Annotated in this window: 24 protein-coding genes; 13 read left to right on the top strand and 11 right to left on the bottom strand. The window is 51.6% G+C overall.

What is annotated here, in order from left to right:
* Positions 1-35: 35 nt before the first annotated feature.
* Both SK33_RS24430 and arsC read left to right on the top strand, forming a co-directional pair.
* Positions 36-1,325, top strand: a complete 1,290-nt coding sequence (locus SK33_RS24430) for an arsenic transporter (protein ID WP_000922628.1) — start codon at positions 36-38, stop codon at positions 1,323-1,325.
* A 12-nt stretch (positions 1,326-1,337) separates the two neighbouring features.
* A complete protein-coding gene (gene arsC / locus SK33_RS24425) occupies positions 1,338-1,763 on the top strand; it encodes a glutaredoxin-dependent arsenate reductase (protein WP_000065802.1) in 426 nt (141 codons plus the stop codon).
* A 59-nt stretch (positions 1,764-1,822) separates the two neighbouring features.
* On the opposite strand, the gene SK33_RS24420 is transcribed toward arsC, so the two are convergent.
* The 6 genes from SK33_RS24420 to SK33_RS24395 form a co-directional block, all read right to left on the bottom strand.
* Positions 1,823-2,650: a universal stress protein gene (locus SK33_RS24420; protein ID WP_001066652.1), complete on the bottom strand. Its 828-nt coding sequence runs from the start codon at positions 2,648-2,650 to the stop codon at positions 1,823-1,825.
* Positions 2,651-2,668: 18 nt separating this feature from the next.
* Complete coding sequence (locus tag SK33_RS24415; protein ID WP_000927306.1) at positions 2,669-4,147, bottom strand: SulP family inorganic anion transporter; 1,479 nt, start codon at positions 4,145-4,147, stop codon at positions 2,669-2,671.
* A gap of 646 nt (positions 4,148-4,793) precedes the next feature.
* On the bottom strand, positions 4,794-5,087 hold the full coding sequence (locus SK33_RS24410; protein ID WP_016246546.1) for a hypothetical protein: 294 nt from the start codon (positions 5,085-5,087) through the stop codon (positions 4,794-4,796).
* Positions 5,088-5,107: 20 nt separating this feature from the next.
* Complete coding sequence (locus SK33_RS24405; RefSeq protein WP_016246547.1) at positions 5,108-5,407, bottom strand: hypothetical protein; 300 nt, start codon at positions 5,405-5,407, stop codon at positions 5,108-5,110.
* 315 nt (positions 5,408-5,722) lie between these two features.
* The gene (locus SK33_RS24400; RefSeq protein WP_032610440.1) at positions 5,723-6,661 is read right to left on the bottom strand and encodes a hypothetical protein; all 939 of its coding nucleotides are present in this window, start codon (positions 6,659-6,661) and stop codon (positions 5,723-5,725) included.
* A gap of 5 nt (positions 6,662-6,666) precedes the next feature.
* Positions 6,667-7,182 carry a thermonuclease family protein gene (locus SK33_RS24395; protein WP_015062960.1) on the bottom strand — a complete coding sequence of 172 codons (516 nt, stop codon included), beginning with the start codon at positions 7,180-7,182 and terminating at the stop codon, positions 6,667-6,669.
* Between the two features lie 222 nt (positions 7,183-7,404).
* Between SK33_RS24395 and SK33_RS24390 the strand changes: the two genes are divergently transcribed.
* The 4 genes from SK33_RS24390 to SK33_RS24375 all read left to right on the top strand — a co-directional run bounded on the left by SK33_RS24390 (position 7,405) and on the right by SK33_RS24375 (position 10,688).
* Entirely contained in the window at positions 7,405-8,832 is a 1,428-nt protein-coding gene (locus SK33_RS24390) for a DNA cytosine methyltransferase (protein WP_015062959.1), read from the top strand.
* A gap of 128 nt (positions 8,833-8,960) precedes the next feature.
* Positions 8,961-9,128: a hypothetical protein gene (locus SK33_RS24385; protein ID WP_016246550.1), complete on the top strand. Its 168-nt coding sequence runs from the start codon at positions 8,961-8,963 to the stop codon at positions 9,126-9,128.
* 23 nt (positions 9,129-9,151) lie between these two features.
* Positions 9,152-10,471 carry a DUF1173 family protein gene (locus SK33_RS24380; protein ID WP_032610439.1) on the top strand — a complete coding sequence of 440 codons (1,320 nt, stop codon included), beginning with the start codon at positions 9,152-9,154 and terminating at the stop codon, positions 10,469-10,471.
* Positions 10,472-10,484: 13 nt separating this feature from the next.
* Positions 10,485-10,688 carry a hypothetical protein gene (locus tag SK33_RS24375; protein ID WP_024191726.1) on the top strand — a complete coding sequence of 68 codons (204 nt, stop codon included), beginning with the start codon at positions 10,485-10,487 and terminating at the stop codon, positions 10,686-10,688.
* Between the two features lie 54 nt (positions 10,689-10,742).
* Here the strand turns inward: SK33_RS24375 and SK33_RS24370 are convergent, their stop codons facing one another.
* Positions 10,743-11,963, bottom strand: a complete 1,221-nt coding sequence (locus SK33_RS24370; RefSeq protein ID WP_032610436.1) for a hypothetical protein — start codon at positions 11,961-11,963, stop codon at positions 10,743-10,745.
* Between the two features lie 2 nt (positions 11,964-11,965).
* A complete protein-coding gene (locus SK33_RS24365; protein WP_015062955.1) occupies positions 11,966-12,778 on the bottom strand; it encodes a DUF4942 domain-containing protein in 813 nt (270 codons plus the stop codon).
* Between the two features lie 614 nt (positions 12,779-13,392).
* Here SK33_RS24365 and SK33_RS24360 point away from each other — a divergent pair.
* Entirely contained in the window at positions 13,393-13,782 is a 390-nt protein-coding gene (locus SK33_RS24360; RefSeq protein WP_251363595.1) for a DUF6884 domain-containing protein, read from the top strand.
* A 24-nt stretch (positions 13,783-13,806) separates the two neighbouring features.
* Here SK33_RS24360 and SK33_RS24355 read toward each other — a convergent pair whose 3' ends face one another.
* Complete coding sequence (locus SK33_RS24355; protein ID WP_032432540.1) at positions 13,807-16,815, bottom strand: Tn3 family transposase; 3,009 nt, start codon at positions 16,813-16,815, stop codon at positions 13,807-13,809.
* A gap of 158 nt (positions 16,816-16,973) precedes the next feature.
* On the opposite strand from SK33_RS24355, the gene SK33_RS24350 reads away from it, so the two are divergent.
* Together SK33_RS24350 and SK33_RS24345 are read left to right on the top strand one after the other, a co-directional pair.
* Entirely contained in the window at positions 16,974-17,531 is a 558-nt protein-coding gene (locus SK33_RS24350; RefSeq protein WP_004118540.1) for a recombinase family protein, read from the top strand.
* A 131-nt stretch (positions 17,532-17,662) separates the two neighbouring features.
* Positions 17,663-17,995, top strand: coding sequence for a DMT family transporter (locus SK33_RS24345; RefSeq protein ID WP_004118538.1), 333 nt, complete (start codon positions 17,663-17,665; stop codon positions 17,993-17,995).
* 353 nt (positions 17,996-18,348) lie between these two features.
* Here SK33_RS24345 and nhaA read toward each other — a convergent pair whose 3' ends face one another.
* The gene (gene nhaA / locus SK33_RS24340) at positions 18,349-19,497 is read right to left on the bottom strand and encodes a Na+/H+ antiporter NhaA (protein ID WP_011977829.1); all 1,149 of its coding nucleotides are present in this window, start codon (positions 19,495-19,497) and stop codon (positions 18,349-18,351) included.
* A gap of 408 nt (positions 19,498-19,905) precedes the next feature.
* A complete protein-coding gene (gene merR / locus SK33_RS24335) occupies positions 19,906-20,361 on the bottom strand; it encodes an Hg(II)-responsive transcriptional regulator (protein WP_001166628.1) in 456 nt (151 codons plus the stop codon).
* 71 nt (positions 20,362-20,432) lie between these two features.
* On the opposite strand from merR, the gene merT reads away from it, so the two are divergent.
* From merT to merA, 4 genes are read left to right on the top strand one after another with little or no spacing between them, the layout of a single operon-like run.
* The gene (gene merT, locus SK33_RS24330) at positions 20,433-20,798 is read left to right on the top strand and encodes a mercuric ion transporter MerT (protein ID WP_001294656.1); all 366 of its coding nucleotides are present in this window, start codon (positions 20,433-20,435) and stop codon (positions 20,796-20,798) included.
* A 15-nt stretch (positions 20,799-20,813) separates the two neighbouring features.
* Positions 20,814-21,089: a mercury resistance system periplasmic binding protein MerP gene (gene merP, locus SK33_RS24325; protein ID WP_000732275.1), complete on the top strand. Its 276-nt coding sequence runs from the start codon at positions 20,814-20,816 to the stop codon at positions 21,087-21,089.
* Between the two features lie 27 nt (positions 21,090-21,116).
* Positions 21,117-21,542, top strand: coding sequence for an organomercurial transporter MerC (merC, locus tag SK33_RS24320; RefSeq protein ID WP_000522996.1), 426 nt, complete (start codon positions 21,117-21,119; stop codon positions 21,540-21,542).
* Between the two features lie 38 nt (positions 21,543-21,580).
* A complete protein-coding gene (merA, locus tag SK33_RS24315; RefSeq protein ID WP_000209296.1) occupies positions 21,581-23,266 on the top strand; it encodes a mercury(II) reductase in 1,686 nt (561 codons plus the stop codon).
* Positions 23,267-23,280 lie beyond the last annotated feature (14 nt).

The following is a 23,280-nucleotide window of genomic DNA, read 5'->3' as shown; positions in this document are numbered from 1 at the left end:
TATATCCGAATAAACAAATGTGAATGGAGTTTCTGATGTTACTGGCTGGTGCTATCTTTTTATTCACGCTCGTCCTGGTTATCTGGCAACCCAGAGGGCTGGGGATTGGCTGGAGTGCCTCACTGGGCGCAATTCTGGCATTGCTGACTGGCGTCGTTCATCTGGGGGATATTCCGGTGGTCTGGCAGATAGTGTGGAATGCGACCGCCACCTTTATCGCCGTGATCATCATCAGTCTTCTGCTCGACGAATCCGGCTTCTTTGAATGGGCCGCGCTGCACGTTGCCCGTTGGGGGAATGGCCGGGGGCGGCTGCTCTTCACCTGGATCGTCCTGCTTGGTGCGATGGTTGCGGCACTGTTTGCCAACGACGGTGCGGCACTGATCCTGACACCTATCGTTATCGCGATGCTGCTGGCGCTGGGATTCAGCCGGGGGGCAACCTTAGCGTTTATCATGGCCGCAGGGTTTATCGCTGACACGGCAAGCCTGCCACTGATTGTCTCAAACCTGGTGAATATCGTCTCGGCGGATTTCTTTAAGCTTGGTTTCTCAGAATATGCCGCCGTGATGGTCCCGGTTAACCTGGCCGCGATTGCGGCTACGCTGGTGATGCTGCATCTGTTTTTCCGTAAGGACATTCCCGCCGTTTACGACGTTTCTCTGTTGAAAGAACCGAAAGACGCTATACGTGATGTGAATACCTTTAAAACCGGCTGGCTGGTTCTGGTGTTGCTTCTGGTGGGATTCTTCGGACTGGAGCCGCTGGGCGTACCGGTCAGTTTGGTCGCAGCCGCTGGTGCATTGCTTCTGTTTGCTGTTGCGAAAAAAGGGCATGCCATTAACACCGGTAAGGTGCTGCGTGGTGCGCCCTGGCAAATCGTTATCTTCTCGCTGGGGATGTACCTGGTGGTCTACGGCTTACGAAATGCCGGTCTGACCCACTATCTCTCTTCCTTGCTGAATCAGCTGGCAGAGCAGGGATTGTGGGCGGCAACGCTGGGTACGGGCTTCCTGACGGCCTTCCTGTCATCAGTGATGAACAATATGCCGACCGTGCTGGTCGGGGCGCTGTCGATTGATGGCAGCACTGCGACCGGTGTTATCAAAGAAGCGATGATTTACGCCAACGTCATCGGCAGCGACCTGGGGCCAAAAATTACCCCTATCGGCAGTCTGGCAACGTTACTGTGGCTGCACGTTCTGTCGCAGAAAAATATCAAAATTACCTGGGGATATTACTTCCGGGTGGGCATTGTCATGACAATCCCCGTGCTGTTTGTCACGCTTGCAGCACTGGCGCTTCGTCTGTCTTTCACTTTGTAATGAGATACTGATATGAGCAACATTACCATTTATCACAACCCGGCCTGCGGCACGTCACGCAATACCCTTGAAATGATCCGCAACAGCGGTACAGAGCCGACCGTTATTCATTATCTTGAAACCCCACCATCACGAGCTGAGCTGGTAAAACTCATTGCGGATATGGGGATCACGGTACGAGCGCTGCTGCGTAAGAATGTCGAACCTTTTGAAGCGTTAGGGCTGGCGGAAGACCGCTTTACTGACGAGCAGTTAATCGATTTTATGTTGCAGCACCCTGTTCTGATCAATCGCCCTATCGTGGTAACGCCGCTGGGTACCCGGCTATGCCGCCCTTCTGAAGTCGTGCTGGATATTCTTCCCGATGCGCAGAAAAGCGCGTTCACGAAAGAGGACGGTGAGAAGGTAGTTGATGAAAAAGGTAACCGGCTGAACTAAACGTGTTCTTGTGACGAAGGGCGAGAGAACTCGCCCTTTTTTATTTAAGATAATCAGTGCTAACGGAGGATAAGAAGCGGTTGTTGCGTCTTTTGCAGCATTTCGGAGGTATGACTACCGATAAAGAACTGCCGCAACCTGGAATGACCGTAGGCCCCCATCACTATCAGATCGACAGCATTTTCCTCGGCGTAACGAATAAGCGCGTCCCCGACTGATTGCCCGGTAAGATGTGTTGTGCTGTTTTCTATATCCGCGTCACGTAAAATTTGCTGTGCGGTCAGCAGCTCTTCCTTCTTACCGTTTACCATGACAAGGTGGCACTCCAGCCCCCTGAGTAAGGGACTCATCGTCAGACGTTCCAGGTTACTCCTGCTTTCTTCACTGCCATCATAAGCCAGCATGACTCTGGAAGGCACTGAGTAGTTCTCCGGAACAACCAGTAGGGGTTTCTTTTGCAGACGAATAACGCTTTCCAGATGAGAGCCTACCGGATGCTGGCTACCCCGACGCCCCAGCACCATGAGACGAAGGTCGCTCAGCTCTGCCAGAACTTCATCCGGTGTACCGTGTTTTTGCATCAAAAGCACATCCGGGCTTCCCTGTTTTTGAAGCAGTTCAGCACAACTTTCCAGTATTGCTTTCCCCTGGGCCATCAGCAGGCGATTACGTTGCCCTTCAATTTCTACCAGCTCATCGGTCAGCAATTGCTGACTGTCTATGCCGAGAGTGCCGGTCAGGTCTGACACTACCGGGGTGCTGTCTTTTTCGATAACGTGCAACAGTGCTAGCTGTGATTGCAAAGTGCGGGCTGCCCACGCCGCATATTCACACACTGACCGCGTTGAAAGTGAACCGTCCACACAAGCTGTAACAGTATTATTCATAGTTTTCCCTCCAGTCTGTTAATGACCGCCCATCAGTTTTTCGACTTCTTCAGGTTTATCGTGAACACCAAACCGGTCAACGATGGTGCGGGTGGCTTCATTCATCCCACGTATTTCAACCCCGGCGCCCTCTCTGCGGAACTTAATGACCACCTTATCCAGGGCGCTGACGGACGTGATGTCCCAGAAATGGGCATGTGAAACGTCTATCACCACATTCTCAATCGCTTCACGGAAATCAAAGTGGCTCGTAAAGCGGTCTGCTGATGCAAAGAATACCTGGCCGGTGACGGTATACGTCCGGCTCGTCCCCTCCAGAACTGAGGTTACACGCATGAACCGGGATACTTTAGTGGCAAAATTGAGCGAAGCAATCAGTACACCGGTCAGCACACCGAAGGCCAGATTATGTGTTGCCACCACAACCGCTACGGTGGCAAGCATGACCACGCTGGTTGAAAGGGGGTGTGTCCGCAGGTTGGCAATGGAGCGCCAGGAGAATGTCCCGATGGAAACCATAATCATCACCGCGACCAGCGCTGCCATCGGAATTTGGGAGACCCAGTTGCGCAGGAACACAATCAGGCAAAGCAGCACCACGCCCGCCGTGAGGGTTGAAAGTCGTCCGCGTCCACCGGATTTTACGTTGATAACAGATTGCCCAATCATCGCGCAGCCTGCCATTCCTCCGATAAAGGATGTGCAGATGTTCGCGATGCCCTGAGCTTTGCACTCCCTGTTTTTGTCGCTTGGCGTGTCGGTCATGTCATCCACGATAGTGGCGGTCATCATCGACTCAAGCAGGCCAACCACCGCAAGCCCCGCAGAATATGGCAGGATGATGAGCAGCGTCTGAAGATTTAAAGGCACGTCCGGGAGCAGGAAGACCGGCAGACTGTCGGGAAGTTTCCCCATATCCCCGACGGTTCGCACATCCAGATGCAGCCACATGGCAATCCCAGTCAGCACCACGATGCACACAAGCGGTGAAGGAATGGTTTTGTTGATATAAGGGAAGAGATAGATGATCCCCAGCCCTGCCGCAGTCATGGCATAAACATGCCATGTCACATTGGTCAGCTCAGGCAACTGGGCCATAAAAATCAGTATTGCCAGTGCATTAACAAACCCCGTGACCACTGAGCGTGAAACAAAACGCATCAGCCCGCCAAGCTTCAGATATCCGGCTATCAGCTGGAATACCCCGGTCAGTATGGAGGCAGCCAGTAAATACTGTAAGCCATGATCTTTCACCAGCGTCACCATCAGGAGAGCCATTGCACCGGTGGAGGACGAAATCATCGCCGGACGTCCGCCAAAGAAGGCCATAACGAGAGGAATACAGAACGCCGAGTAGAGGCCCACCTGGGGATCAACACCGGCGATAATGGAAAAGGCGATCGCTTCTGGAATGAGTGCGAGCGCGACAACAATACCGGCCAGAACGTCACCACGGACGTTACCCAGCCAGTCCTTACGCGTCGAGGACAGCAACATAGTAATTTCTCAGTTTTTAGATACAGTCAGCCCTGGAGGGCTACATTTTTACGTACGGTAAAGCACATCCGCAGACGGGATGTTATTGAGTGCGTGCTGAGGCTTGCTCAGTACGACAGAGGAAGGAAAAACTCAGGGTGGCGTAATACGCATAGCGGTTGTCAGATTCTCCATAGCGGATGTGTATATATTGTCGGCTCTGTTGTCAGGAAGAACTTACAGAACACGTCGCGTTTGAACATGAAACACTTCAAAGCAGCCCAATACTACAAATAAAGCGAATACGGGGTCAACCCAACAAGGTACTCAAACGAAGAGGTTAAGATGCGATTTTTATCCAGGAATTCAATATTATCAAAGGACATTTGAACTTTGCCCCACCCCGGACATCTCTACTTAGCTTTGACATATAAATCAATGGGTTACGTTTTACTTCTTGGATTACGCACTGGCACGGGATTTGGGATTTGGGATTTCCATGATGATTTTCCTGTGGGCAACCTGCATTATCACCATCCAGGACATAGGACGGGCTTACCCCGTTCTTACCTAATCATTTTAGGTCCTTCGTTACTAGAAAAATTTTTTAAACTCATACAGATAGACCGCCATAGGTACCAGCGGAACTATCTGTACCATTACTGAACTAAAAATAGATGAAAAAACATGCAGCCAGTACCGTGACGCTAATAATTGAAAATAAGTTAACTACGATGGAAATAAAGCTTTTTTTCATCATGGTCAAGGTTTCGGCTGGTGTTTCATCGAGTGCTTTGCCAGATTTATGGTCATCATAAATACGCCTTGAAGTTACAAGCTTATCGTGATGTTTATTCACTTGCTTCATCAAGAGGTGAATGACTAAAATCATAAGGGCAATGTAGATATACTTATCTTTACTTAGTGCGTCAATTATTTGATGTGCCTGATTCTCGTGCATAAAAATATCTCCTTGTTTGATTAACTGTGAAGTAGATAAAATAGATACCCAAAAACAATAGTGGATAGTGCTAACACCACACAATTAGCAATGTACCAGATCAATGTTTGGAACTTAAGTCGCCGGATCATTTCAGGTTCTTCACCGCTTGAGAAAGATCCTCTACCTTCACTGACTAACTTATCAGCATTTTTAAAATGCTGATAAGTTGAACCAGCACGGAAAGTAAGCCATGCCATACCTAACATTATGAATCCAAATAAATAAAATGCTTTTTCTAAGTAAAAATCTACCGCTGATACAACATCCAGATTTTCCATTTGGTAATTCTCAATATTGTTGGTGAGTTAAAGATTTTTTTGTTGGCTAACTGTCTGAAAGCCCTAATTATGGTCATTACAATCCAACCAATTAACAGGTTCCCCAAGAAACCGTGTCAATGCTGCTTTAGCGTATTGTGGCTTAGTGTAATATCGAGGGAACCAGCCATCGAAATTTTGTGTTCCATTGCGGCGGTATTCAGGTTCGACAGACAGTCTACATCCCTGACCGTGAGGCGAAATGAAAAAGGTGAACCCGTCAATCGAATCAGAACTCAACCGGCTGCATGTCATTGGAAATCCTTCATGATTTAACTAACCAGGCATTGCACTGGTAATCTGATGCTCCACACTCCGCATTCGAGGATTTTGACGTACAAAGTCTCTGACGCCCGAGATGCAAGCTTTGATGATTATATCAAAGTGAGGCTGCGCCTCCGATACGAAATTTCCCGTATTATCCAGTAGCAATATGACCCCTAGCGATTTTACAAGCTGGTACTCAACTGTCGACCGGTCTAGGGCGATCTGGAGCATGTAAATAGTTTCCCCGGATACATTTCCGTCTATTCCAATCACGGTTGCCGTGCAAGCTGCCTGCTCCTCTGGGTAGTGAGGTGTATAATAGTCATACCAGTAATCGGACTTCACCGATTCTTTCCTCGATTGCAGGTTTTTAACAGGCCATTTCACCCAGACAGATGACATATTCTCTGAAACCAGTGAGTGCTGTAACGCGGTAAGGGGGTTATCAAATTCGCCCATGGACCATAAGGTCTCAAATTCTGCTTGAAAAGTAGATGGGTCTATTACAGCAATAAAATCGAACTGGTCCTTATTAATTTTAGACGCTCGCTCATCCATATAGAAAAGACCAAGTCTGTTCCCTTTATCACTTCTCCAGGTGGCCCCTGCTGGTTGATAGTCCGTATTTATAAATGGTCGAAGTTGCTGGTCTTTGTGCAGAAAGATAAACGATGGGGCCAGTGTTCTATTCGCGTTCTTAACTGGGTTAACATATAGGCGCTCACCTGCGCTGAGGAGTTCAATGATCGACTTTGAAATGACAACATCTACAGATGGCGTGCAGGGGTTAACGCCCTCCTCCACTTGATGTACTAAATCCCCATCCGGACCCGGAATAACGTCTCGCAGACACGTTGGGCAGCGCTGAGTTTGTCCGGGTAAAATTGGCCACGAAAGATGTCCATCGTTATTAAGCGCAATTTTCAATAAAGGATGTTGTCTTGTCATCGCGGTCACCCCCTGCTTTTCGTCTTTTGAGGTTTCTGGTTTTGCTGGCGCCACTCCCAGGGGGCAACGGGATTCGGATCTACCCAGAGGCCTTTAACTGCTTTCTGCGCTGAAGCTTCGAATTTCAGATAGTTTGGGACGATGGCATTACCGTCAAACCGGTATACCCATGCATAGCCACTGTCTACCATTGAGGCGTTTATGTCATAACCATCAAGCCAAATGGTTCCCAGCATCCTGCCGTAAATATCAGGTCCGTGGTCTATTACCGTAATATTCTGTGCAGCAATCGCGGAGCTCAACGCTTGTTTAGCCTTTTGTCCAAAGGCCTGCTTACTTTCGGGGGCATCAATACCGTACAAGCGGATTTTGATGTTTGTATTCTGACCATCGAGCGCGGTGATTGTGTCCCCGTCGATAATTTTTACCACTTTCGCTTCAAATGATGATTGGGTAGCAAGAGTTGCCACCGGGAAAAGGACGATTAATGTCGGCAAAAGTAACTTTTTCAAAAGAGTCATACGTTCTCCCTGAATTAGATGGTTCGTAGTAACAAATAAGTCGTGTGATTTGACGCGCTTATTGTACCAATTAGAAACTCGGCGATTTTCTGTTAACGGAGGCAATTTGAGTGGGTAAAAATTTTAATACAGGAGATGAAAATAAAGGCCTTTAACAAAAAATTGAATTTTCACCGCGTGGTAGTCTGAGAACCTAAATTAATCACATTTCACGGAGTAAGGATGTACAACGATAGAACTGAGCCTGCAATAACAGCATTGCTTAATGATGAGACACCTTCCTCTATCCATAAATTACTGGTGCAGGTTGCAAGCATCTACGACGTGAAGGATTTGGCTGAGCAACTTAATGCTGCAACCGGCAGCGAATGGTCGAGGGGAACGCTTATTCGCCAGATTAAAGGTGCAGTTAATGAATGCCAAATCACCCAGGAAGGATATCGTTATCTTCGAACGTTGCTCCCCTCTCGGCCAGCGGACTATGACCAGAAGTTTTTCCGATTTATTGACTTGTTTGCTGGGATCGGTGGCCTCCGGAGTGGTTTTGACGCCATCGGCGGAAAATGTGTGTTCACCAGTGAGTGGAATCAGTTCTCCCGACGGACTTACAGTGCAAACTGGTACTGTGACGAGACTGAGCACCATTTCAACTCAGATATCCGGGACATTACACTCAGTAATCTTCCCGATGTTTCGGATGACCAGGCCTATGCTTCTATCGATGCATCCATCCCAGACCATGATGTTTTGCTCGCAGGTTTCCCATGCCAGCCGTTCAGTATTGCCGGTGTCAGCAAAAAGAACTCCCTTGGCCGAAAGCACGGCTTTGAATGCGACACCCAGGGGACCCTTTTTTTTGATGTTGCCCGGATCATCCGAGCCAAACAGCCTGCCATTTTCGTTCTGGAGAACGTAAAAAATCTGAAGAGTCACGATAAAGGCAATACGTTCCGCATCATCATGAATGCGCTTGATGAGCTCGGCTACGATGTTGCCGACTCCGATGCTCACGGAGCAAAGGACCCCAAAATAATTGACGGTAAGAACTTCAGACCTCAGCACCGGGAACGTATCGTGCTGGTCGGTTTCCGCCGTGATCTGAAACTCAATGATGGCTTTTCGCTAAGTGGTGTATCCGCTCTTTATCCTTCACGACGGCCAACCCTTAGGGAGCTGCTGGACGCTGAGGTCGATAGCCGTTACATCCTTTCTCCAAAGCTCTGGGAATACCTTTATAACTACGCTAAAAAGCACCAGGCAAAAGGCAATGGATTTGGCTATGGTTTGGTAGATTCATCAATAGAAACAGTGGTTTGCAGAACACTCAGCGCACGCTATTATCGGGATGGATCTGAAATTTTATTAGACCGGGGATGGGATTTTAGCATAGGCGAAAAGCACTTTAATGATCCTGTCAATTTGGCAAGGCGCCCACGCCGTTTAACCCCGCGAGAATGTGCCCGCCTTATGGGGTTCGAGCAACCGGGAAAAGTTACTTTTCGCATTCCAGTCTCTGATACGCAGGCCTATCGCCAGTTCGGGAATTCGGTCATCGTCGACGTATTTGCGGCCGTGGCCAGTTTGCTTCGGAGCCGTATTGAGACTGCCGTTTCGGCTCGGCTCAAGGGAGAGTTTGAAGCGGCATCATAGTCATTCTTCTGTGTGATTTAACAGGGTAACGTAATGGTTTAATTCACAAAATATTAACATTCACGCAGATAAAACCTGGGCAGGAAGAGTAAGCCTGCTTCAGTTATCGCCTTCATCAGGAGGTACTGATGACGTATTTTGATTCAGCTGAAGATCTTACTATTACAAAACAAAGGGCTCTCCAAGAGCTTGCTAAACATGGCGTTGAGGCCAGCGACATCAACGTGTTTTTTTCCGAGTTGGGTGAGAAGGAAGAGTACAACGCGCAGGATGTATTGAGATGGCTGGGCTATTAGTCTTTTAAATTTCAGGAGGTCCCATGGGCCAGAAGTTTGCAGTATTTATTGCTTACGATGACGAACCAAACACGAAACGATACTCGGCTGAATTTCAGACGCAGAACGAGTATGTAAAGGGATGGCAGTCGGCCCTAAAGAAAGCACACCACACGTCCGGGCAGAAATCTGTGATCACCTGCGGATGCCGGGGCAAAGGCGCAAAGCGTCTGTACGTCCGGTCGCTACCAAACAGTGATACCTTCATATTGATTAAGGCTGCAAATACCGGCACTGAGCATGATCCATCGTGCGTGTTTTTCGACCTTGATGCCAGGCATACGGGGTTAAAGGGTTATGCCAGCAATGTTGTACGCATCAACAATGAGGGGACCATGTCAATACGCCTCGGAATAGGCATGACGGAGAAAGATCCGCCGGAAAAGTCAGAGGTTCCTACCCCGCCCCAAATCCAGCGACCTGAAGGTGGACAGGCTTCAATGACCCTGTCCGGACTTCTGAGTCTGTTGTGGACTGAAGCCGGTCTTAATGTCTGGTATCCGAATATGGCCGGGAAGCGAAATGATTCGCTGGTTCGCTACCGGATGTTGGACGCCGCAAAGCAGGTCAAATCAGGTAGAGCGTGTATTGGCGACCATCTCTTTATCGGGGTGGCGGACTCTAAAAGCAAAGTGGCCAGTGAGCAGGTTAAGCTGTTGTCGTCCGCAGAACTGAGCGACAAGCGACTGCTGCTGCTATCAGTACTGCCGCGCTATGACGCAGAAAAGCATGAGAAGCCACTGAAGTTTCTTCCTATGCGTAACTTCGGCGGTATGCCCCTTACCTTCTTTAACTCAGACGGGCACTGGGATAGCGTGAAGCGGCGATTCCCACTGGAATATGCAGCCTGGAAAAATGGTGGCAAAGTTGTTGTTTTTGCACTTACCTCTCCCGTATCTGTGACCACTAGAGGTCTCTCTGCACGAGCTCATCAGATAGTGCTTATGCTGGTGAGTGATAACTGGATACCTCTGGACTCCTCATACGAAGCGATTGTATCCCGTAAACTGGATGCCGAACACCGGCACTATGTTAAGCCTATGCGGTATGACGCAAGTGCGAGCGATGTATTCCCCGATTTTTATTTACTTGATACCCGGAGTGATAAGCCGTTCCCGATGGAGGTTTTCGGAATGTCGACACCAGCCTATCTTGCGCGAAAGGAACTTAAGAAGGCGTATTACAACCAGGAATATGGGGCCTATGGATGGTGGCACTGGGATGCTACGGAGAAGACGGAATCCCAGGATCTCCCTCATTTCCCTGAAGCTAAAAAATACAATTCACCCGAATCACAACCTTAAAATGGGGTTAAAAATGGCGTACATACTTTCGATGAGTGAACAGGTTAAACTGAAAGCGTTTTTGGCGGCAGTACTCGATGACTATAAGCTGGGAGCTATTTCGCAGCAGCAAGCTGTTGGCGGGATCACTAGCCTGGTTGATGCTCTTGAGATCAGTGACTCGGGGAAAATCAGCCAAATGCTATCGGAAGGACGTAAACTCCTCCGGACGGGATAAAGAGCCTACGGGCGCCAGGAATTTAAGTTTATAGCAAATTCCTGGCGGGAGCAGTTATGTCGTCTTTTTGTTTCGCGGTTTTGATGCCCCTGGGGATTTAGGTTTGATAGCAACTACGCCGGTCATAGCTTCGGTAAGCTGCTTGATTGTTCCTCGTAAAGACTCTGCAATGGTCTTTTCCGCATTGAGTGTCGCTTCCATGGACATCATCTGATTCCTGAGCTGCTGAAGCTCTTCTGTCAGATCTGTTTGGACCTTTTTGGACACCAGGTTCTCATCAGCTAAGCGTTGTGCTTCAGCTCGTAGTTGTTCATTCGTCCCTTTAGCTGTTGAGAGCTCCGACCGGACGAGCGTCAGGGCCGTGTCCTTTTCGGCTAAAGATGAGCTCAATTCAGAGGCATGGGATTGTGATGAAGAAAGGTCCTGTTCAAGCTGACTGACACTGGACTTTAAATCAGACACGGTCCGTTGTAAGTTTTCATTCTGGCTGTTGAGGGCGGTCAGCTCTACCTGCTGCGCTTTATTTTCATCATTAAGCTGCTTCTGATACTCCTGCTGCGAGGCCAGTTCCTGTTTGCGCTCACTCAGTTGCTGGTTCAGTGTCCCTACTGTCTGCTGTAAAAGCTGGATCTCGTTTTGGGCATGCTGTAATTCACTTTGAGTTCCTGCCAGAGTTTCTTCTGCTTCCTGAAGTGAATCTTCTAATTTACTGGAGAGTTCACGCTGCTGCTCCAGCAGGTTAATCAGGTTAACTTTTTCGTTATTCAGGACTGTAGCCTGTTCTTTCGACTGTGACAGTTCTTCCAGAATTTCAGCATTCCGGTGCCGTAACTGAGTAATTTCTGCCTTCGCAATTTTCACGCTATCACTCTGGATAGCCGTATAGCTTAAGCGGAAGTACCAGGTGATAAACGCAGTAAAATCACTGAATGCATCTTTAATCTGGTCAGGGATTTCAATCGCGCGTGCTTCTTCGGGCACCTCGTCCACGTATTGCTTGTAGGCCGCCAGCATCTCCTGAGCCCGGGCAAAAGACCCCCCCATTTTATCCCGCAGCCAGTGGGCTTTGAAAAACTGGTCGAGGTTTTCGGTGCTGATGCTCTTATCGAGGCAGATTTGTTCAATCTCGGTGAAATATTTAACCTTAGCTATTGACGAGTAAGGGGAATTCTTCAGTAACTCGGGGCTTAGAGGGGGCGTTTTTGGAGTATCTTCACTTAAACTGGACGCTGTCTGTTCATCCCCGTTCATCAAATTTACATTGTCAGTCATCATTCTTATCCTTTGGCCGGGATCTGGTTGGCAAAATAAATGCTAATCAGGTCATTCAGTGCGTTATGCAGGCTTTCACACTCAACTGAGATATGGACGTTACCATTTTCGAACAATCGGCACTTCCAGCCCTTCGGGTCGGTAATGTCACCCGTAAAATCGGTTTTCCGTAAGACAGCAAGCCGATCGTACATGTTCATTCCACTGCCGACAGGCGGTGTTGCTGCATTGGAGCAGATGCAAACGATATTCTCAAAGTCGTTTAAATAGAAGAGATTATCCTGAGAAAAGCCATTATATCTCATCATGTTCGAGTCGGGAAAAATGCCGCGTAGTACCAGTTTTTTTGGCATCACAAATTGCTGGGCATTAGTTTTATACCGGCGATCAAGCTGGCATAGCAGATCAACAAACCCTTCAGCAAGTGTAATGCTGCGCATGGCAACTGCCTGGCGCAATGTACTGCGGATTACGGTTAACGACGCAATTGGCGGAGCGTTCCGGAGAGACTCACGGAACTCTGCCCGCTGGTTGTGATTCCAGAATCGGTCAATACCCGTTTCTTCAAAAAGATTGTTCCATGTCTTACGGTCTATTTGCTGTCGCCCTTCCTCGATGCTTGCGGCCAGGGACGCAGGAAGGCCAAAAGCATTAGGGGCCATAATTTTGCTGTTAAACAGTGAAAACCCGCAAATTGCTGAGGCTTCGGCAATCAGCGTCATGCCGTCCAGAAATTTTTGCATAGCGGCATCACGACTACTGGCGAGTTGTTCGGTACGGGTACTCAACTTCAGTTCCGGCTGCGAATTCATGCTCATTTCACGATCCTTTTCCCACTGTTTTGGCTGAGAGATTTTCACTGGCCTATCCACCTCTCTCGTTAAAAAAATTCTCGTAGCGTCATATATAGTGAAGCCTTTACTAGTGACTAATGATGAAAAAGATTAACACACAGATGTCGGGTGACCAACAACCCGCAACCCGTTAAGTGGCGATCGCATCCCCTGAATGCACAACCATTGCGTTACATGACTGATTAATAAGGGTTTTAGCCGCAATTACACTATGGGGGGTGCTATTTGAACGATGGGATTTACCGATAATTAAATCCCATAGTACATAAAGTGAGCTAAAAAAGGCCAATAAGCGTGACACCGTCACCTCGCGAGGTTTTTTTGTGGTAACTAGTTATTAGTAAAGGCATGACTAAATGTATAATGGGATAGTTGTTCGGGCCTCCTCTTTGGTCGTTATCACGGATGAGGGGCTGTTACGACTGATAGACAGTGATTGCACACATTGGGCTAAGGGCAACAAAATGACGGCGTCGCGAATTACACACCTAATAACGTCCTGTACCAAAGGTAAGCACTTCCAGTGCGGCTCCCGTGCGGAACTGAGCATCCGGGCCGGAGAGACACCTGAAGAGGCTATGGCCAGTTGGGCAGCGACCATAAGACGGTCGCAAAGTGCATCACCGGTACCCGCCCTATCGCTCTATACTGGGAATCACTGGTCAACGGCAAAAGAGATTTTACGGACGACGGAAAACCTGGAGTTGTGGGTGATCTCTGCCGGGTTGGGTTTTTTGAATAGTCGGGACCTCGTCGACGTATATGAAGCCACCTTTCATAATTTACCGTTCAGTCACCGCCATTGGTGGCGGGAATTAACAAATACATTCGGGAAGGAAAGATCGGAGAATTCCATAGGGACGTTAATGGAAGCCAGGCCTACTGATGATTACGTGATCGCTGCCTCCCCAGTTTATATCGCTGCGGTTGAGGACGATATCCTGGCAGGAGTAGGTAAAGGGGTTTGAGGGCCAATGATGTAAAAAACCACGCTAAGGAGGTAATTCATTGTTTAAATTGAGATTTAACGGCCTCAATTCCCCCTTCATAATATCCTCCGGTAGTGTGAACGTATAATGTCCCAGCATGTTGATATGACCATGCATCAGAGGCGAAAGCCGCGCGATATGTTCATCTTCTGGCCCTTCCCCAGTGCTACGCAGGTGCGACAAGGCTTCCTGCATATAAAGCGTATTCCACAGCACCACTGCGTTTGTCACCAGACCCAGCGCACCCAACTGATCTTCCTGCCCCTCGCGGTAACGTTTTCTGATCTCACCACGCTGACCGTAGCAAATGGCTCTTGCCACGGCATGGCGACCTTCGCCCCGGTTAAGCTGTGTTAGGATCCTGCGGCGATAGTCCTCATCATCAATATAGTTGAGAAGATACAGTGTCTTGTTAACTCTTCCGACCACCATTATTGCCTGAGCAAGCCCTGACGGTCGGGTACTTCTCAATAGCGATCGAATGAGTTCTGACGCATGAATTGTGCCCAGCTTCAGCGAACCTGCAACCCGCATCATCTCATCCCAGTGGCTTTCGATTTTAGAAAGGTCAACACAACCCCGAGCCAGTTCGTCCAACGCCCCGTAATTCGCTGCTTTGTCAGCCCGCCAGAACACCGCCTCACCAGCATCCGCCAGACGAGGTGAAAATTGGTATCCCAGTAGCCAGAACAAGCCAAAGATAATGTCACTGGTACCTGCTGTGTCCGTCATGATTTCAACCGGGTTTAGTCCCGTTTGTTGCTCAAGTAGTCCCTCCAGCACAAAAATGGAATCCCGCAGCGTTCCAGGGATCACTATGCCATGAAAACCCGAATATTGGTCAGAGACAAAGTTGTACCAGGTAATGCCGCGCCCTGAACCAAAGTATTTTCTGTTGGGGCCAGAATTCACCGTTTTCACTGGTGTGACAAAACGCATACCATCAGCGGAGGCCACCTCACCGCCACCCCAGTATCCTGCCAACGCTAACGAGGACTGAAAATCAACCAGCCGCGCATTGGCGCTGACCAGCGTTTCTGCTCGGATGTAGTTCTGTTTCACCCAGCTCAGGCGATGGCGGGTCAGTGCAGGGATATTGTGCTTGATCAGCGGCTCATGTCCGATATTGCAGGCCTCAGCCAGCATCACCGCACACAGGCTTATATGCAGATCCTGCGCGCGGGCACCTGACTCGCTGACATGGCTGAATTCACGGGTGAAACCCGTTCTGGCGTCAATCTCAAGCAACAGTTCTGTCAGGTCAACGGGTGGGAGCAATTGTCTGACTCGGCTGCTCAGTCGTATCAGCGCCGGTGGCTCATCCAATTTATCCAGGCTGCTGATGGTCAGCGAAGGATGTTTACCTTCATTGCAGATGTCTACGGCGGTATTGCGGTCAAAACGTGATGCCACCGTTTTCCAGGTTTCATCCAACCGTGCTGCCAATTGCACCGATGCTTTACTGCCATTGGTGGGGTGACCCAATGCCCGGCACACTGGAACCCGCTGCGCCTGCCATTCCTCCCCCTGAAGAAGTTTTTGGCGCGGATCACCCCAACGATCGCTGTTTTCCAACCAGATGTCACGACGGCGTAGCGCATCCTGAAGTCGCTCCAGCAGACACAACGAGTAACCCGCTCGCTGTATCCGACCTTCAGCATCGTACACCAGGCGTTTCCAAGGGCCTGAAATGATATGCTCAGGTGCATCGTCCAGGATCCGTTTTTTCGAGCCGTTTAGCTCTGCCAGGTAATGGATGGCCGCGAGGGTATGTTCACCGTCTGGGGCCGCCCGGAAGTGCAGATCGCGCAGTAGTGCGGGCAAAAAACGCCTTACCCGTCCGTACTGCTCCACCATTTCATCCTGAAAGTTTGTATCCTGGGGGCGGGCCAGTTCATTCACTTTTTCCACTGACTCTGCCAGTCTGGCGACAGGTACACTGCTGAATATGGTCTTTCGCAGCAAATCATCACCAGTATCTTCATCAAGTAAAAGTGCACATGCCCGCGCCAGCAACAACGCCGCACGGTCAAGATCCTTGAGCGTCCTAAGTCGCTTTTTCTGCCCGGTTTTCTTCGCCTCCCTGGTAATATTGAGGATCAGCATATCCAGCACGTCAACGGCCTCGTCCAGCGCCGAGATTTCTTGCGCTTTCACGAACGCGGTAAGGATAGCCAGCCGCCGTTCTTCTGGCATTCTGCTGATATATTTCACCGATGCCATTCCGGCATAGCGTGCCAGGTTGCGGAGCTGTATGGCAGGCAGCCCAGTGAAATTCAGGCAGGAAAATTCCAGGCTGCGCAGGCGAGTGTAACGTTCAAGTGCTTCAGTGAATGCGGGGCCGCTGATAGTGACAGGGCCTCTTTTTAGGTGCTCCATCACTGAGAGTCGCTGTCCTTCGGGGATTTCAAGTAACCCAGCCAGTTGTGCGGCCTGCCAACGGTTTGGCAGCGCGGCCAATTTTCGCCATAAGCGGCGGGTCGCACGCTCACGGATTTCACCAATGACCCTCGTAAGGGTGGATGCGGCTGGCAACAACACTTTATTTTGAAGCAACCACGCGGTGGCAAAATCGAACATCAGTCCGGGGCGTTCATTACTGAGCCATGCACGAGTATACAGCAATCGCTTCAGTCTGAACGACCACGGGAAATCACCGAAATCATGATAGCTGTAGTGCTGCCTGATAAGCCCGTGGTGCTCCCAACGTGTATTTTCCCTTTGAGCATAGCGGGAGATGATCTCTGGATAGCGGATGTTAAGTTGCCTTGCGACATAAAACTGGACACCGGGCGGTATTTGCATGAGATCGGGCAAGAAGGTTCCCAGAAAGCGGGCGGTTGTGAGTTGAAGGGCAATCCCCAACCGGTTATGCCTGCCCCTACGTAGGTTGATGAAAGTAAGGTCTCGCTCATCAAGATGAAAATACCGTGCCAGTTGGATCTCGTTTGGCTCTGCGGCATAACGCCCGTAGTTCTGTGTCTGTTTGTCGGTCAGAAAATCAGCAGCCATCACGCATCCTTTCATTATTTATTGATCCGTATTATTTTGGCGGTATCAGATATTATAAGTTTTGAGACCTTTTAAAGTGCGTGCTTACATGAGTATCAAAAATCGTGTTTTATGCTTTATGATACTACGCAGTATCAGTATCGATTTGTGAGACCAATATGGCATTACTGGGATATGCAAGGGTATCAACGAGCCATCAGAAACTGACGGCGCAGATCATGGAGCTGAAATCTTCAGGCGTCAGAGATGACCGGATTTTTACTGACATGATGTCGGGCGCCACGGACGAACGTGAAGGGTTACAACGGCTGCTTGCCCGTGCCGAAAAAGATGACATTATCATGTGTACCAAAATGGACCGGCTTGGCCGCAACACAGCGGATATGATCCACATTGTTGATGCCTGCTATAAAAAGGGAATAGCCATCCGGTTTCTGGAGAATGGACTGAGTACTGAAGGCACGATGGGTAAAATGGTCATTCAGATCCTTGCTGCCGTTGCTGAAGCTGAGCGGGAGCGGATCCTGGAGCGCACAAACGAAGGCCGGGTCATCGCCATGGCGGCAGGCGTCAGGTTTGGACGGAAACCTCATCACAAATCGGCCGCCGCACTGGAGCTTATCCGGCACGAAACGCCCATTAAACTGGTGATGGAGAAAACCGGCATATCCAGGGCCACCTATTTCAGGTTAAAAAAACTGGGCCCAGGCAGTTAACCCGACGCAGGCAGCGATTTTTTCCTGTGCCGGAAAGGGTTTCGCGGTTGATGCTGATGATCCCCTGCTTAAAAACAGAGTTAACATTGCCCACAATATTGCTGGTTTTGATGAGCCGTTAAAGGAGTTTTATGAATGGATGGATGTATCTGGTGATTGCCGGCATAGCCGAAGTCTTTTATGCCGCGTCAATGCTCCGGACTGAGGGATTTACCCGGATCTACCCCAGTATTTTTTGCCTGACATTTATCGGTGTGAGCATGTACTTTTTGTCCCTGGCAACACGGACTATTCCTGTAGGAACCGCTTATGCGGTCTGGGTCGGGATTGGTGCTTTAGGGACAGCAGCGTACGGAATAATTTACTTAAATGAAGATAAGGGCCTGTTACGCATTGCCTGTTTCGGACTGATTCTGGCGGGTATCATTGGCCTGAAAATTCTGGCAGGACACAAGCAGCTGTAGGTTCTCATCCATAAACAGAACTCCGGGGGCATTCTGATTTTAGACATCAGCATGCCTCTCCCTTTCCCCTTTTTGAAATGGGACATTACCCGCTACATTAATAACAGGCGAGAGAACCGACATAACCGGGGGCGGCCAGGAAAAGTTGCCATGATTGACAAAAAGACTGCTTTTTGTTTGTACCTGCATGATTAACGGTGCGAATTTTTTCGGCAAACTATAAATGCGGGCACCAGTGTGATGATAAGCACCTGAATAAATGCCGACGGTAATGAAGGTGGCCCTGTTGATTAATAAGTTTGCAGGGAAATAAAAATCCCCGTCATCACGGGGATTTTCCGGACCCGAATGCGTTACCGGGAAGGATGCGAAGGAGAAAAGCGCAGTATCAGCATACCCGCCAGTGCTGCCAGTACAGAGCCGGCAAGTACCCCCACCTTGACCTCGTCCACCAACAGGGGGCTTTCTGCAAACGCCAGGTTGCCGATAAACAGGCTCATGGTAAACCCTATTCCGCACAGGACCGATACGCCGTAAACCTGCAGCCAGGTACTTTTTTCAGGCCGTTTTGCCAGGCCCAGGCTGACGGCCAGCAGCGACAGGCCGAAAATGCCCGCCTGCTTGCCAACAAACAGGCCCAGCGCAACGCCGACCGGTACCGGCGACATCAGGTCATCAGCCGTCATACCGGAGAGCGCGACCCCCGCATTTGCGAAGCCAAACAGCGGCAGTATCAGAAACGTCACCCACGGATTGATGCCGTGCTCCAGCCGGGCAAGAGGGGATTGTTTATCCGGATCGGTTACCCGCAGCGGGATAAAGAGCGCCAGCAGGATACCCGCGATGGTGGCGTGCACCCCGGACTGAAGCATGAAAAACCACAGCACGCCCCCCGCCAGCAGATAGGGAAACAGCCGGGTAATCCCGGCACGGTTCATGATAAACAGCAGAGCAACCGTGACCGCCGCACCGGCCAGCATCAGAAACGAAATATTACTGGTATAGAAGAGCGCAATAATAGCCACTGCGCCCATGTCGTCCAGAATAGCCAGCGCCGACAGGAAAATTTTCAGCGAGGCAGGTACGCGACTGCCCAGCAGTGCCAGTACCCCGAGCGCAAAGGCAATGTCCGTGGCGGCAGGAATTGCCCAGCCAGCGAGGGTTTCATCGCTGCCCGCATTAAACCATACGTAAATGGCCGCAGGCACGGCCATCCCGCCCAGCGCGGCAAATCCCGGCAGCGCGCGCTGGCCCCAGGTGGCAAGCTGACCGGTGAGAAGCTCGCGCTTGATTTCCAGGCCGACCATCATGAAGAACACGGCCATCAGGGCGTCGTTTATCCAGTGCTCAACGGAGAGGCCGGCGGCGTTGTATTTCAGGAATACCTCATATCCCTCCCTGAGCGGAGAGTTAGCCACGATGATAGCGGCTGCTGAGGCGATGATGAGCACGATGCCGCCGGCTGCGGGCGAGCTGAAAAATGCAGATGGCACTTCTGACATCCTCTTTTTATTTCTGTCTGGGATTTCTGACACACTCCCTCCCTTTATTCAAAAAAAACAGGCCTTCCCCTGATATACAACCGCTGGTTATCAGAGGATAAGCCGGCTGAGCTACGCTGAAGATATAAAAAATACGATAATTAATTGCTGATAAATTAACGAATTAGCGTGACGTTAATTTTATCATAACGTCCGGCCCGCTTCAGGCGGAAGAGGTAAAGCCCTGTAAAGCTGCCGCAGGCAGGGGCATTTTTATCCGTCATCAGCCACACGCTCACAGCAGCCATGTGACGACAAAAAAACCCAGGGCAGTCATCAGAATGGAGCCGGTTACGTGTACCAGCAGTGTAAGCGTCGTCTCAGCACCGTCTGGCAGGGGTCGTCTCAGAATTCGGAAAATAAAGCACGCTAAGGCGTAGTCACCCCGTGACTCCCCCGCGCCGATGCAGCGAGCTTCGTTCCGTCTTGCAGTGACGCAATCAGCGGGCAGGAAACGTTCCCTTTCCGCGCATGGCAGGCGCACACCAGTTCAGACAGCACGGCCTCCATGCGTGCCAAGTCGGCCATCTTCTCGCGCACATCCTTGAGCTTGTGCTCGGCCAGGCCGCTGGCTTCCTCGCAATGGGTGCCATCCTCCAGCCGCAGTAGCTCGGCGATTTCGTCCAGGCTAAAGCCCAGCCGCTGGGCCGATTTCACGAACCGCACTCGTGTTACATCCGCCTCGCCATAGCGGCGAATGCTGCCATAGGGCTTGTCTGGCTCCGGCAGCAGGCCCTTGCGCTGGTAGAACCGGATGGTCTCCACATTGACCCCGGCCGCCTTGGCAAAAACGCCAATGGTCAGATTCTCAAAATTAATTTGCATATCGCTTGACTCCGTACATAACTACGGAAGTAAGCTTAAGCTATCCAAACCAAATTTGAAAGGACAAGCGTATGTCTGAACCACAAAAGTCTGAACCACAAAACGGGCGCGGCGCGCTCTTCGCCGGTGGGCTGGCCGCCATTCTTGCGTCGGCCTGCTGCCTGGGGCCGCTGGTTTTGATCGCCTTGGGGTTCAGCGGGGCATGGATCGGCAACCTGACGGTGCTGGAACCCTATCGCCCGATCTTCATCGGCGCAGCGCTGGTCGCGCTGTTTTTCGCCTGGCGGCGCATCTACCGCCCGGCGCAAGCCTGCAAACCGGGTGAGGTCTGCGCGATTCCCCAAGTGCGAGCTACTTACAAGCTCATTTTCTGGATCGTGGCCGCGCTGGTCCTGGTCTCGCTCGGATTTCCCTACGTCATGCCATTTTTCTATTAATCACAGGAGTTCATCATGAAAAAACTGTTTGCCGCCCTCGCCCTCGCTGCCGTTGTTGCCCCCGTGTGGGCCGCCACCCAGACCGTCACGCTGTCCGTGCCTGGCATGACCTGCGCCTCTTGCCCGATCACTGTCAAGCACGCGCTTTCCAAGGTTGAGGGCGTGAGCAAGACCGACGTAAGTTTCGACAAGCGCCAGGCCGTCGTCACCTTCGACGATGCCAAGACCAACGTCCAGAAGTTGACCAAGGCGACCGAGGACGCGGGCTATCCGTCCAGCCTCAAACGCTGATCCGTTAACCGAACTCGGGAGCGACACATGGGACTCATCACGCGCATCGCTGGCAAAACCGGCGCGCTCGGCAGCGTCGTTTCCGCGATGGGCTGCGCCGCCTGTTTTCCTGCCATCGCCAGCTTTGGCGCGGCCATCGGACTGGGCTTCTTGAGCCAGTACGAGGGGCTATTCATTGGCATCCTGCTGCCGATGTTCGCCGGCATCGCGTTACTCGCCAATGCTATCGCTTGGCTCAATCATCGACAGTGGCGACGCACGGCGCTCGGCACGATAGGCCCGATCTTGGTGCTGGCAGCGGTGTTTTTAATGCGGGCTTACGGCTGGCAGAGCGGTGGACTGCTCTATGTCGGCCTGGCCTTGATGGTTGGGGTGTCGGTCTGGGATTTCATCTCGCCAGCACATCGCCGCTGCGGGCCGGACAGCTGTGAATTGCCAGAACAACGTGGCTGACGGCAACAGCCGTAGCCACCACAGAAAAGGAAAAATACATGACCACCCTGAAAATCACCGGGATGACCTGCGACTCGTGCGCGGCTCACGTCAAGGAAGCCTTGGAGAAAGTGCCCGGCGTGCAATCGGCGCTGGTGTCCTATCCGAAGGGCACAGCGCAACTCGCCATTGAGGCGGGCACGTCATCGGATGCGCTGACTACCGCCGTGGCCGGACTGGGCTACGAGGCAACGCTTGCCGATGCGCCACCGACGGACAACCGCGCCGGCCTGCTCGACAAGATGCGCGGCTGGATAGGGGCCGCTGATAAGCCCAGTGGCAACGAACGCCCGTTGCAGGTCGTCGTCATTGGTAGCGGTGGAGCCGCGATGGCGGCAGCACTGAAGGCCGTCGAGCAAGGCGCGCAGGTCACGCTGATTGAGCGCGGCACCATCGGCGGCACCTGCGTCAACGTCGGTTGTGTGCCGTCCAAGATCATGATCCGCGCCGCCCACATCGCCCATCTGCGCCGGGAAAGCCCATTCGACGGCGGCATGCCACCCACACCGCCGACGATCTTGCGCGAGCGGCTGCTGGCCCAGCAGCAGGCCCGTGTCGAAGAACTCCGTCATGCCAAGTACGAAGGCATCCTGGACGGCAATTCAGCCATCACCGTTCTGCACGGTGAAGCGCGTTTCAAGGACGACCAGAGCCTTATCGTTAGTTTGAACGAGGGTGGCGAGCGCGTCGTGATGTTCGACCGCTGCCTGGTCGCCACGGGTGCCAGCCCGGCGGTCCCGCCGATTCCGGGCTTGAAAGAGTCACCCTACTGGACTTCCACCGAGGCCCTGGCGAGCGACACCATTCCCGAACGCCTTGCCGTAATCGGCTCGTCGGTGGTGGCGCTGGAGCTGGCGCAAGCCTTTGCCCGGCTGGGCAGCAAGGTCACGGCCCTGGCGCGCAATACCTTGTTCTTCCGTGAAGACCCGGCCATCGGCGAGGCGGTGACAGCCGCTTTCCGTGCCGAGGGCATCGAGGTGCTGGAGCACACGCAAGCCAGCCAGGTCGCCCATATGGACGGTGAATTCGTGCTGACCACCACGCACGGTGAATTGCGCGCCGACAAGCTGCTGGTCGCCACCGGCCGGACACCGAACACGCGCAGCCTGGCATTGGAAGCGGCGGGGGTAGCCGTCAATGCGCAGGGGGCCATCGTCATCGACAAGGGCATGCGCACCAGTAGCCCGAACATCTACGCGGCCGGCGACTGCACCGACCAGCCGCAGTTCGTCTATGTGGCGGCAGCGGCCGGCACTCGTGCGGCGATCAACATGACTGGCGGCGATGCGGCCCTGGACCTGACCGCAATGCCGGCCGTGGTGTTCACCGACCCGCAGGTCGCCACCGTGGGCTACAGCGAGGCGGAAGCACATCACGACGGGATCGAGACCGACAGTCGCCTGCTAACACTGGATAACGTGCCGCGTGCGCTTGCCAACTTCGACACACGCGGCTTCATCAAGCTGGTCATCGAGGAAGGTAGCGGACGGCTCATCGGCGTGCAAGCGGTGGCCCCGGAAGCGGGTGAACTGATCCAGACGGCGGTGCTCGCCATTCGCAACCGTATGACCGTGCAGGAACTGGCCGACCAATTGTTCCCCTACCTGACCATGGTCGAAGGGCTGAAGCTCGCGGCGCAGACCTTCAGCAAGGACGTGAAGCAGCTTTCGTGCTGCGCCGGATGAGGAAAAGGAGGTGT

It is taken from the genome of Citrobacter sp. MGH103, from assembly GCF_001034475.2.
GTDB lineage: Bacteria > Pseudomonadota > Gammaproteobacteria > Enterobacterales > Enterobacteriaceae > Citrobacter > Citrobacter freundii.
The sequence above is the reverse complement of the archived record's forward strand: the minus strand, read 5'-3'. Positions and strand labels throughout refer to the sequence as shown.